Origin of the sequence: Prosthecobacter sp., assembly GCF_046154365.1 — a bacterium.
Lineage (GTDB): Bacteria > Verrucomicrobiota > Verrucomicrobiia > Verrucomicrobiales > Verrucomicrobiaceae > Prosthecobacter.
In genome coordinates this window covers 1-11,194 of sequence record NZ_JBJXFV010000042.1, presented here as the reverse complement: position 1 = coordinate 11,194, position 11,194 = coordinate 1, and the positions used below count along the sequence as shown (strand labels likewise).

The following is an 11,194-nucleotide window of genomic DNA, read 5'->3' as shown; positions in this document are numbered from 1 at the left end:
CCGCCGATGCCCTCGGCGATGCCGACCTCGACGGCCAGAGCAACTACTTCGAGTTCATCGCCGGGACGAACCCCCTGAACGGCAATCAAACCCTGATCACCACCCCGAGCATCGCCGGCACCGGCAACAAACTGCGTCTCAACCACGTCCGCCCCGGCGTGAACTACCATCTGGAGACCAGCACCGACCTCGATGCCTGGAGCCGCCTCGGCACCTTCACCTTCCCCGTCGCCGGCAGTGCCGAGATCGAAGCCCCGACGCCGCCGAGCGACACGATAAGGTTCTACCGCATGAGCTTGGAGGCCCCCACGCTCCTGCCGTAGCGGAACCGCGTGAGCGCTCCGGGGCGGAAGGCCGCTAAGCGGGAAAACCTCTGTCTTGTAGAGTGATCCCCCCTTCTTGTCACATCTGCTTTCATCCAGCAGCACGCCCAGCCTGCATTTAGCAGTGAGCGTTTGCCTCGGTCGGATTCCTCGCCAAATCGAAGGGCCTACCCCCATGTCCGACCGCGCCGTCTTCCGCACCATCCCTGTCCGCGAACTCCTTGCTGACCAGCTTCTCGACCTGTCGAAGAAGATGAAGCTCTCCCTCTCCAAGGCTGACATGCTCGTCGTGCAGCAGATTTTTCAGGCAGAGGAGCGCGACCCGACGGATGTGGAGCTGGAGGTCATCGCGCAAACTTGGTCGGAGCACTGCAAGCACCGCATCTTCAATGCGATGATCTACCACACGCTCGATGGTAAGCAGGAAGTGGTGGATAGCCTCTTCAAGACCTACATCCGCGCGACGACGGAGAAGATCATGGCCGACAAGCCCGACTTCGTGCTGAGCGCCTTTGTCGATAACGCGGGATTCGTGAAGCTGGACGACGATAAGGCCGTGTGCCTGAAAGTGGAGACGCACAATCACCCCAGCGCCATCGAGCCCTATGCCGGTGCCAATACGGGTCTCGGCGGCGTGATCCGCGACATCCTCGGTGCGGGCAAAGGCTCGAAGCCGGTGGCATCCATCGATGTCTTTTGCTTCGGCCCGCCGGACACGAAGCAGGAAGATCTGAAGGCGAAGGACGTCATCCATCCGCTCGGCGTCATGCGTGGCGTGGTGCGCGGCGTGCGTGATTACGGCAACCGCATGGGCATCCCCACGGTGAATGGCGCGATCCAGTTCGACGACACCTTCATTTATAATCCCCTCGTCTTCTGCGGCACGGCGGGGATCATCCCGATCAAGGACATCGCCAAGGAAGTGAAGCCCGGGCATCTGCTCATCGCGGCAGGCGGGCGCACCGGCAAGGACGGGCTCAAAGGTGCCACCTTTAGTTCGGCAGAGCTCACCACGGACTCGCATGAGGAAGATCAGACCGCCGTGCAGATCGGCAATCCCATCGAGGAAAAAAAAGTCGCCGACTTTGTGCTCGCCGCGCGTGAGAAGGGCCTCATCCAGTGCTCCACCGACTGCGGTGCGGGCGGCTTCAGTTCCGCGGCGGGCGAAATGCTCCGCGAGACCGGCGGCGAGGTCTGGCTGGAGAATGCGCCGCTGAAAGCACCCGATCTCGAAAGCTGGCAGGTCTTCATCAGCGAATCGCAGGAGCGCATGGTCATCGCCATCGACGAGAAAGATCTGCCCGAGCTGCAGAAGCTCGCCGACATCTATCAGACCGAGATCTTTGTCCTCGCGAAGGCCGACGGCTCGCAGCGGCTCAAAGTTTTGCACCACGGCACCACCGTCTGCGATTTGCACGTCACCGCGCTGCATGAGGCCCCGCGCCGCGAAATGCGGGCGAAATGGCGCACACCGGCCGATGTGCAGCCCGCCGTGCCCGTGCGTCCGGAATCCTGGACCGCCACGCTCAAGACCCTGCTCTCCGATTTCTCCATCGTCTCCCGCGAGCCCATCATCCGCGAATACGACCACGAAGTGCAGGGCAACACCGTCCTCAAACCGCTCGCTGGTGCTGCGGGCGATGCCCCGCAGGATGGCAGCGTCATCCGCGTCGATGGCAGCTCGCAACTCGTCTCCCTCGCCTGCGCTTTGCTGCCGGAGTGGGGCAAGACCGACCCGCATCTCATGGGCCGCGCCGTCGTCGATGAGTGCGTGCGCCAGCTCGTCGCCATGGGATCGAATCCCGACCGCATCGCCATCCTCGACAACTTCTGCATGGGCAATCCCGACAACGAGCGCGAGCTCGGCGCCCTCGTCGAATGCACCAAAGGCATGGCCAAGGCCGCCATCGCGTATGGTGCCCCCTTCGTCAGCGGCAAGGACAGCTTCTATAACTACTTCGTCACCGACGAAGGCCCCGTCTCCATCCCCGTCACGCTCTTGCTCAGCGGCTTCGGCATCGTCGAGGACGCCAAACACGTCGTCGGAGCTTCCCTGCGCCGCGTCGGCAGCAAGATCGCCGTTTTGGGCAAAGTCAGCGCCGGTCTGCGTGGCAGCATCGTCGCCAAATACACCCGCGGCATCGGCCTCGACGCCGGCCCGTCCTTCTGCGAAACCGAAAGCATGGCCGCCTACCGCCGCTACTTCGACCTCGTGAAGCAAGGCGCGATCTTGAGTGCCCACGACATCGGAGAAGGCGGTCTCGCCGTCGCCCTCGCCGAAATGGCCTTCAGCGGCAAAGCCGGCCTCCGCATCGCCACCGACAAGATGCCCGTCGCCGCCAGCGGCCTCACCACCGCCGAACTCCTCTTCGGCGAAACGCCCGGCCGCCTCCTCATCGAAATCGCCCCCGAACACGTCGCCGCCGCCGAAAAAGCCGGCCTCGTCATCATCGGCGAAGCCACCCGCGACCCGTATCTCTACATCTCCCACAACGGCACCACCTTGATCGATTCCCCCATCGATCAGCTCAAGCCGCTGTGGAAGGATGGGCTGACGAAGTATTATTGATCTCCTGTCATGCGGCACTTCGATTACCAGCGCACCATCATCGCCTACCACGGCTGTGACGAGTCGGTGGTCAAGCGGGTGCTGTGGAATGGCGAGCCTCTTTCCAAGAGTGAAAACGACTACGACTGGCTCGGCTACGGCATCTACTTCTGGGAGTTCGGACCGGAGCGTGCTCTCGAATGGGCCTTCGAGCAGAAAAAGCGAACCCCGAAGCGGATCAAAAAGCCTGCCGTGCTGGGTGCGGTGATCCAGCTTGGCAATTGTTTCGATCTACTCGACACGCGCTACACAAAGACCTTGGCAGAAGCCCACGAGGCGTTTGTGGACACACGCAGGCAGTCGGACCTTGTCATTCCAAACAATCGAGGCCTGCTGCATGACCTCGATTGCTCGGTGATCAACTTTGCCCTGCCACGTCTGGAAGTCGCGACAGGCGTTAGTTTCCAGTCCGTCCGAGGCTGCTTTCAAGAAGGCGTTCCGGCCTTCGCTGAGTCGGAGATTCGGATGAAATCCCACGTCCAGGTTGCCGTCCGCGATCCAGATTGTATCCTCGGCTACTTCCACCCCACCTCAATCCTGTAACGCCATGCCCGCACTTGCCACCCAGCCCCGTCAGCCTGCTGCAAGGACACGTTCCAAGCCCATGCCGCCCAAACCAGTGTGGAAAGGCTACATGACCGACGAATGGGCAGCCTACATGTCCGAGGTCTTTCGCCGCATGACGCCTGCCGAGGTGCATCGGGCCTGCCTTGAAGCCGGAATCACCGACAAGAAGGGCAATCTGACCGCACCGTATCGTCGTGCGCTCTAATTTCGAAGGACCGGCCTCACCATCATCGGCGAAGCTACCCGCGACCCGTATCTCTACATCTCCCACAACGGCACTACCTTGATCGACTCCCCCATCGATCAGCTCAAGCCGCTGTGGAAGGATGGCCTGGTGAAGTATTATTGATGGAGATCCATGCTTTGAGGCCTTAGCACATAGTCCAAACGACCATTGATAAAACAGTGTCAAAACTGTTAGGAGCACGCTGTTTTGATGATTTGGTAAACTCGTGGCCCGTCATTTCATGATTGCTTGCCATGTATCAGCTTGGTATATCACAGCATGGAGTTCCCACTCCGAGACTCGTTAGGGTGCAGCCCTCAAATAATCAGCACTATGAAAAAAGCACTCACTTGGTTGATTTGCCGACTTCAGCTATTGCCACAGAGAGTCAAAGCACGAGCTGCTTTAACCGGTCGAATCAACGACCTCAAAGACAGACAAAGGACTCAAGCCATATCAAACAGTGGACGTTCAATTCTCGGTAGGATCATCCCTTATTTCTGCCAATGCATTCAAAACATCCCTTTTCGATGGAGCATATACGTTCAAGCAGTTCGCTGCTTAGCCATCCGTGTCACAGGTATTTGCATCTTATTGATGTCTGCTCTTGGTTTGCTGACCGTCGTTATTGCCAGCATAGGTTCTTCGTCAGGTGGAAATAAACCTGCTTCGCCATGGCCAGCTCCGACGAACAGTCCAATAACCATCAAAACTGGGCCAGGCCTTTTTCCTCCTGCAAAAACCGAACCGAGCATGTGGGACAATGTAAAGAAAAGCACAAATGACTTCATCAATGACCCGGATGTGCAACGAGTAGCAACGACTGTTTTGGAAGCTGGGGTGGAAATGGCTATCCAACGCATAACGAATCAACCTGCGAACACACCAGAAAAAGAAGTTAGTGTAAAAGGCAACACAGATAAGAATGGTCGTATGAAAATAGACTGAGATTCTTCATTGGGAAAACAACGTCAGGGGAAATGACGTCAGTGTGCAACAAATTGACAGATGTCCCATCTCGGATGCTCTGGCTGAATCTCAGGCACCGCCAGAGCCAGGAAGCCCACAGAGGTCGTGGCTTCGCCCTTTCATCTCGGCGGCTTTCTCGCTTCAGGCGGTGGGTGGGCTTGGGTTTCGACGGAATCTGACCTGCTTCTTTCGGCCTGAAGGGCCGGGGAGGGCGGCCCCGAGTTCGAGGAGCGCCCCGGCCCGCGCGCCAATGAGGGCGAGGGAGAATCCGGCTCCAGAAGGGGCGGTTGGAAGGGATCTGATCCTCCCTGGCTCACCAAGCTGCCGGTAACCGGTGCTGTCTCCGGCAGGCCGGTTGCTTCGCCCGATCCAGGGCTTGCCTCATGGACGGAAGGGCAAGCAAGGGAAACGACGTCAGGGTGCAACAAATTGACAAATCAACGAATTCAGCGCCGAATGCTGACCACCCATGGCCGTCGGAGTTGCGTTCTATACTTGGAGTCATCAAGATTGGTGATTTTTACCGCAGATTCAGGGAAGCCACCGATTGTTTTTTGTCTGGTAATCTGCGGTTTTCCTGAATCTGCGGCCAATCCTCCGTTTCACAAAATGTGAAGACGCGCAGTATAGCTTGGCGAGGTGTGCGGTCTTGTCCTCGTCGTTGGATGCGGCTGAACCAGCCTACTTGAAGGGATTCACCACCTTCACGCCGCCGTAGTCCTGGCCGTCGTTCATGTCCTCGGAAAGCACCTCGTCGCACCCTGCCTGACGTGCGGCGGCGAGAATGGCGGAATCCCAGTAAGAGAGCTGCCAGCGGGTTTTGATCGCGAGTGCGTCCTCCAGGACGCTCAGGGTCACATCTTGAATCGGGAAACGTCTCCAAGTGCGGATGAAGGCCACGGCCTCATCATGAGTCAGCGGATTGGGGCGGCTCGGACGTGTGGCCTGCACATAAAACTCCTGTAACACCTGCACCGAAAGCGCCAGATCCCGGCAGCGGAGCAGCTCGCGGGCTTTGGCGGCCTTTCCCGATTCGGCTGGGGAAACGACGTCAGTGTGCAACAAATTGACAGGCCCCCCTCCTCGGATGCTGTGGCCGAAACTCTGGCACCTCCAAAGCCAGGAAGACCGCCGAGTCCATGGCTTCCCCCTTTCATCTCGGCGGCTTGCCCGCTTCAGGCGGGTTGGGAAATCTGCCAGTTCGACTCCGTAGGCGATCACAAGCCCAGCGCAAGCCGCGCTTCCTTGCGAATCGCCTTCGCATCCTGCATGGCCGTCTGCATCTGCGTGGCATTGGCCTCGTAGCCTGGGTAGCGAAACGCCACGGCATACACGCTCAACCGGCCCGCTGCGGCGAAAAGAGCGGACCAGAGCGGTTCCACCGGCAGCGTCAGTGTGACGAGGTCTTGGAGTTGATGCGTCTTCGGAAAGGGCCTGTTCGCCTCCTCCAGCCGTGCTTTCAGATACTTCTCCGCGCTTTGCTGAAACATGAAGCAAGCCTGATCACGCACGAGCGTCTTCCGCCTCCGGGCCAGCGTCAGAGCGAGCTGGTAGTCCGACTCCGCCTTCTTGATCCATTCAAGCGTGGACGGCTTCATACATCACTTTTCCTTTTTGAGTGATCTGCTCGGTGAACATGTCCCGGTCACGCAGGCGGCGGTCAAACTCCGTTTCGCCACGCACGAGCACGTCCACCGGAAAACTGGCGGGCACTTTCTCGCGAATCTTCACCGCTGTGTCGAGCGTGGCCTTTTTACCCTTCGGCATGACCACCATGACGTCCACATCCGAGTCTGCTGTGGGCGTTCCATAGGCATAGGAGCCAAACAGGATGATCTTCACCGGCTTGAAGGCGGCGGCAATCGCGTCGCAGTAACGCTGGATGTGCGACATTGAGATCATGATTTGGAGGCTAGGGGAAAGAGCGAAGCTGTAAAGTGGCAAGTGGCTGCTCGAAGCACTCCCCTGTGACGTAGCCGCGCCGTCTGGGAGCAACAAGCCCAACCCCGGCATCACAGCTGGCCTGGATGGCGTTTTCGATCTCCTCGGGATGCGTGTCCACATAGGTCCATGCCGCGGCGAGATCGCGGGCGTTGAGGCTGGGATAGTCCTGGAGCAGTTCCGCATCTGTCACGCCGGCCCGCCGCGCTTCCTCCAGCATCCAGACGGCAATGCGAGTGCTGCCAAGGCATGCCTCGCCACCACAAACACCCGGCTGTGCCGCACGAGCGATTAAGCACTCGAAACGCCTTTCTCGAACTCACCTAGACACTGATTGATGACCACAGAGACACGAAGAGCACTGGGGTTGTCTTCTGAGCCTCTGTGCTCTTCGTGTCTCTGTGGTCCAAATAAACGAAATCTTCAGCGTTTCCTTAAATGCCACAGCCAGTTGTGTATTTCATGCGTAAGCCCTGCACCACCAGCGCGATCCAGACCACCGAAACCGTGGCCTCCCCCTTTCATCTCGGCGGCTTGCTCGCTTCTTGCGGTGCGGAACACCTCTGTTTTCTGTTTCGTTAGCTGATCAAGTCACTTGGACTCTCCCCGCCACGGCAGCTCCAGCGTCACCCGATGCTTGCTGTTGCGGTGGGGTTTGAGGGAGGTGGGGCGCTCGGGGTCGTAACGGCGGACGTGGCTGCGGGCGAAGGTGGTGAGGCCGAGTTCGCGGCGGGCGATGCCTTGAGCGGTGGCGAGGGGATCGGCGGCGTTCAGCGGCACGGCGAGGGTGACGGTGGCGAAGGGCAACTCGATCATGGCGGAGAAATCGCCATGGACGGTCGAACCCTCAACGGGGCTGATCTCGCCGTCGATTTCCAAGGTGAGGAGATAACCGTCCCGCTGGATGACGCGGAGGCTGCCGAGCATGACATCCTGCGCCGGGTTCTGGCCGGAACCGAGGTGGATCAAATTCTGCCAGGAGGCGAAGCAGAGGTTCGTGACCTCGCCTCCGGCGTCCAGCAGCACGGCCTTGTCCAGCTCGTGCCAGTGAGAAACGGCGAAACCCATGATCGGGTTCACGGCTAGCCGCCCGTATTCCCAGCCGCCGTCCGCGCTGTCCGTCCAGTCCGCGCCGGGATCTTCATCCGCAGGCACCCAATGCGCCTCGATCCGCCACTGCTGCCGCTCATGCGCCGCCGCATGGGGATCAAGGGTGACGTGGAGTCCGCTTTGGTTGCGGACGAGTTCAAAAACGCGTGGGCCGATGCGAAGCATGATGGCCCCCATTGAAGCTGGCAGGCACGCCTGCGTCAATACCCTTGCATGGGCGACCTTGGATGGCAGTGCTATCAGGTTTGCTGTGTCTCCATTGAACTGTGATGCGCGTCTAACTCTGTTAGATGGTCGTCTATTTGAGTTGGATGATCGCCTAACTCAATACGACTGGCGTCGAGGTCGAATGCGTGGCTCAAACAGGTCATTGGACGCTTTTCCAAGGCGAATGGACGGCGGGTAAACGGCCTGGGATGAGGCGAAAAGGCGAATGGAAAAAGTTTGAATGCCGTTGGGCGGTCGGTGGTCTGAAGCGGCTCAACCTTGAACCGATATGCCAGTGCCGGAGACTACAGAGGAAGAACCAGCCCGATGGGATGACCCACGTTTAGCGTGGGATATGGAAGGGCTGTTTTGGGATGGTCCGGTGCCGGATGCGGTTCGCAACCAACCAACCGTTATGGCTGACCCAAATACGAAACCGATGAGTCCTGCGATGTTGCAGGAAGACAAAGACGCTGTCACCGCGATCCTCGCGATGACGGACTACACCAGTGTGAAATCTGAATTCGAAAAATCCGTGGTCTATGCTGAGGCGGCGGATGGAACCGAAACAGGCATCCGCATCCAACTGGAGGCCGCCGAGGCCGACTACCTGCTCAAACAGCAGGCCCTCGACGAAGCCCGCGACCGCAAGGTGGCCCTGCAATGGACCCAGCACGCCTGGGTGCTGGGCGCGCGCGAGCAGATCGCCGCGAAGTTCGGCAAGAGTTCCGATCAATACGCCGCGACGGGCCTGAAAAAGAAGAGCGAATACAAGAAGACTGGCCGCAAAGCGGGAGCCAAGAGTCCTGCAAAGGCGTAGGGCCGGTGGGGAGGTGCTGACAGCCGCCGTCAACGCACGCGGCTGTCAGCATTGAAGCCATGCGAGCGGCCGTAAACGATCTGACAAGCAGGTTTCAAACCGGCATGGAAACGACGTCAGGGTGCAACAAATTGACAAATCAACGGATTCAGCGCCGAATGGTGACCACCCATGGCAGTCGGAGATGAGTTCGAGATTGGCGACGGGGCGGCCTTGTCCTCGTGGTAGGCTGCTACTTGAAGGGATTCACCACCTTCACGCCGCCGTAGTCCTGGCCGTCGTTCATGTCCTCGGAGAGCACCTCGTCGCATCCAGCGTGACGTGCGGCAGCGAGGATGGCGGAATCCCAATAGGAGAGTTGCCAGCGGGCTTTGATGGCGAGAGCGTCCTCCAGGACGCTCAGGGTCACATCTTGAGTCGGGAAACGTCTCCAAGTGCGGATGAAGGCCACGGCCTCATCATGAGTCAGCGGATTGGGGCGGCTCGGACGTGTGACCTGCACATAAAACTCCTGCAAAACCTGCACCGAAAGCGCCAGATCCCGGCAGCGGAGCAGCTCGCGAGCTTTGGCGGCCTTTCCCGATTCGGCTGGGGCCGTGCTCACGGAGTAGAGCATCACATTGGTATCAACGAAGCGCATGCCGATCATGAAGTTCATCCCGTGTGAGGCGACTGCTGGCGGCAAACTGGCGGCCGCTTTGAAGCAGTTTTTCCCGCAAGACCTCTTCCTCACGCATGAGGCGGTCGAACTCCGTCTCTGCGCTGGACGAAACACGCTTTAACCAGCCCAAAAGCAGCGAAGTGAGTGATTGCCCGGATTTCCTGGCCACAGACTCAGCGGACTGAAAAGTCGCGTCGTCAATTTCGAGGGTGAGCTGTTTCATGCGCCGATAGTAACGGCCCGAGCAATGCTTGGCAACGGCCGGATTGGATCAGGGGGTGCCATGCGGCCGATGGGCGTTTTCAATCTCCTCGGGATGCGTTTCCACATAGGTACACGACGCGGCGAGGTCGCGGGCGTTGAGGCTGGGATAGTCCTGAAGCAGTTCCGCATCCGTCACGCCTGCCCGACGTGCCTCCTCCAGCATCCACACGGCAATGCGAGTTGCTGCCAAGGCATGCCTCGCCACCACAAACACCCGGCGTGTGCCGCACGAGCGATTCAGCACTCGAAACGCCTTTCTCGAACCCCAGGCGACTCTTCACGAACAGCACAAAATCCAGCGTCTCCGCCTTCACCGACTCGGGGGCGGATTCGATCTCACTGAACAATCACTGGGTGAGCACGCTCATGGCGGGAGCGTAGTCACGGGCCGGAGATTGTGCAAACCATGTGCCAGACGGACGGCCATGACTTGTCACGATTCGCCGCAGTCTGACAGGGCGTGGGAGGTATCGGTCCCTCTATCGCTATTTTTGTCCGCCCGGAACTAGTCAAGCGCCAAGACACCAGCGCCGATGTATGGCTCTTCGTTCGGGTCGGAAGGCGTGTAGGACAAACCTGAGGAAGGCAAAAAGATGTGCAGGCAAAAATATGGGCTGAATGGCGAAGGCCTCAGTTACTTCGCAGGAAAGGGTCGGGTGACGACAGTTGATAAACCTTGCTTCATGCCCTGGCACCAAATCCCAGCGCATGCGCCATCGCTTGCACGAGGCTGTAAAACACCCAAGTGTAAAACGCCCAGCCGATGAGAATCAACGATACGATCAGGGCGAACAGGATGAAAATGCCGAGGTAGAAGTGCAGGGTGCTGCGCTTCACCGTGTCCCGGTGGCCGGCCTGCCAGACGGTGAGGAGCTTCAGGTTGCGGCTGTTGGACTTGAAGAAAACGGAGGCTAGGGCTCCGGCACCGGGGATGAGGCCGATGAGGAAGTTGAAGCCCATGTTCAGCGCCATGCGCAGAAACGTCGGGATGGGGATGCCGCTACGCAGCGCATCGAGCAGAATGATGACACCGGCACCGGAGGCCACGGTGTCGCCCACACCGGGAATCAACGCGAGGATGGGGTCGAGGCCGACGCGGACGTTCGTGCCGGGCACGCGCATCAACTCATCGAGATACTTGGCGAGGATGCGTGCGGAGGCACGATCGGTGGGGTCTTTGCTCGTGGCGAGCTTGGCCGCGATGGGATTGATCTCCGGCGGCGGCAGCACCGAATCCACTTTGAGTTCTGGCGTTGGAAGCGGCATGGGGCTGGATACTGGATACTGGATACTGGATGCTGGATACTGGATGCTGGATTTTGGATACTGGAGGTGCGGAAGGTAGGGCATGACTCGGGATAAAGGAGGCGTTTTAAGACCATTGCTGGATTGTTGTCGATACACCCGGATGTTTTGGTGCGCGAATGCTCGGTATTCCACTTTTTAAGTCTTCAATATTTTACAAATGGAAATATGCATAGGAAGCGTGGCTAAATTT

15 protein-coding genes are annotated in these 11,194 nt (G+C 59.1%); 7 read left to right on the top strand and 8 right to left on the bottom strand.

All coding sequences use genetic code 11. From position 1 onward, the window contains the following. The 5 genes from ACKVY0_RS04755 to ACKVY0_RS04735 all read left to right on the top strand — a co-directional run. Positions 1 to 323: hypothetical protein (locus ACKVY0_RS04755; RefSeq protein WP_409213645.1), on the top strand; the 323-nt coding region annotated here is incomplete at its 5' end. Between the two features lie 175 nt (positions 324 to 498). After that, the gene (purL, locus tag ACKVY0_RS04750; protein WP_409213644.1) at positions 499 to 2,892 is read left to right on the top strand and encodes a phosphoribosylformylglycinamidine synthase subunit PurL; all 2,394 of its coding nucleotides are present in this window, start codon (positions 499 to 501) and stop codon (positions 2,890 to 2,892) included. A gap of 9 nt (positions 2,893 to 2,901) precedes the next feature. After that, the gene (locus ACKVY0_RS04745; RefSeq protein ID WP_409213643.1) at positions 2,902 to 3,474 is read left to right on the top strand and encodes a hypothetical protein; all 573 of its coding nucleotides are present in this window, start codon (positions 2,902 to 2,904) and stop codon (positions 3,472 to 3,474) included. Positions 3,475 to 3,478: 4 nt separating this feature from the next. After that, entirely contained in the window at positions 3,479 to 3,703 is a 225-nt protein-coding gene (locus tag ACKVY0_RS04740) for a hypothetical protein (RefSeq protein WP_409213642.1), read from the top strand. A 354-nt stretch (positions 3,704 to 4,057) separates the two neighbouring features. Next, entirely contained in the window at positions 4,058 to 4,672 is a 615-nt protein-coding gene (locus ACKVY0_RS04735; protein WP_409213641.1) for a hypothetical protein, read from the top strand. A gap of 702 nt (positions 4,673 to 5,374) precedes the next feature. Here ACKVY0_RS04735 and ACKVY0_RS04730 read toward each other — a convergent pair. The 5 genes from ACKVY0_RS04730 to ACKVY0_RS04710 all read right to left on the bottom strand — a co-directional run bounded on the left by ACKVY0_RS04730 (position 5,375) and on the right by ACKVY0_RS04710 (position 7,909). Next, positions 5,375 to 5,755 (bottom strand): PIN domain-containing protein, encoded by a 381-nt coding sequence (locus ACKVY0_RS04730; protein ID WP_409213640.1) that lies wholly within the window; start codon positions 5,753 to 5,755, stop codon positions 5,375 to 5,377. Positions 5,756 to 5,910: 155 nt separating this feature from the next. Beyond that, positions 5,911 to 6,291, bottom strand: a complete 381-nt coding sequence (locus ACKVY0_RS04725) for a HEPN domain-containing protein (protein WP_409213639.1) — start codon at positions 6,289 to 6,291, stop codon at positions 5,911 to 5,913. After that, positions 6,272 to 6,595, bottom strand: coding sequence for a nucleotidyltransferase domain-containing protein (locus ACKVY0_RS04720; RefSeq protein ID WP_409213638.1), 324 nt, complete (start codon positions 6,593 to 6,595; stop codon positions 6,272 to 6,274). Before ACKVY0_RS04720 ends, ACKVY0_RS04725 begins: the two co-directional genes overlap by 20 nt. Before the next feature lie 10 nt (positions 6,596 to 6,605). After that, positions 6,606 to 6,926, bottom strand: a complete 321-nt coding sequence (locus ACKVY0_RS04715) for a DUF433 domain-containing protein (protein WP_409213646.1) — start codon at positions 6,924 to 6,926, stop codon at positions 6,606 to 6,608. Positions 6,927 to 7,225: 299 nt separating this feature from the next. After that, complete coding sequence (locus ACKVY0_RS04710) at positions 7,226 to 7,909, bottom strand: hypothetical protein (RefSeq protein ID WP_409213637.1); 684 nt, start codon at positions 7,907 to 7,909, stop codon at positions 7,226 to 7,228. A gap of 457 nt (positions 7,910 to 8,366) precedes the next feature. Here ACKVY0_RS04710 and ACKVY0_RS04705 point away from each other — a divergent pair, with 457 nt between their 5' ends. Continuing rightward, a complete protein-coding gene (locus ACKVY0_RS04705; RefSeq protein ID WP_409213636.1) occupies positions 8,367 to 8,771 on the top strand; it encodes a hypothetical protein in 405 nt (134 codons plus the stop codon). A gap of 232 nt (positions 8,772 to 9,003) precedes the next feature. On the opposite strand, the gene ACKVY0_RS04700 is transcribed toward ACKVY0_RS04705, so the two are convergent. Further along, on the bottom strand, positions 9,004 to 9,411 hold the full coding sequence (locus ACKVY0_RS04700; RefSeq protein ID WP_409213635.1) for a PIN domain-containing protein: 408 nt from the start codon (positions 9,409 to 9,411) through the stop codon (positions 9,004 to 9,006). Positions 9,412 to 9,418: 7 nt separating this feature from the next. Between ACKVY0_RS04700 and ACKVY0_RS04695 the strand changes: the two genes are divergently transcribed. After that, complete coding sequence (locus ACKVY0_RS04695; RefSeq protein ID WP_409213634.1) at positions 9,419 to 9,553, top strand: hypothetical protein; 135 nt, start codon at positions 9,419 to 9,421, stop codon at positions 9,551 to 9,553. Positions 9,554 to 9,703: 150 nt separating this feature from the next. On the opposite strand, the gene ACKVY0_RS04690 is transcribed toward ACKVY0_RS04695, so the two are convergent. Both ACKVY0_RS04690 and ACKVY0_RS04685 read right to left on the bottom strand, forming a co-directional pair. Next, complete coding sequence (locus ACKVY0_RS04690; RefSeq protein ID WP_409213633.1) at positions 9,704 to 9,886, bottom strand: DUF433 domain-containing protein; 183 nt, start codon at positions 9,884 to 9,886, stop codon at positions 9,704 to 9,706. A 491-nt stretch (positions 9,887 to 10,377) separates the two neighbouring features. Further along, a complete protein-coding gene (locus ACKVY0_RS04685; protein WP_409213632.1) occupies positions 10,378 to 10,962 on the bottom strand; it encodes a DUF4112 domain-containing protein in 585 nt (194 codons plus the stop codon). Positions 10,963 to 11,194 lie beyond the last annotated feature (232 nt).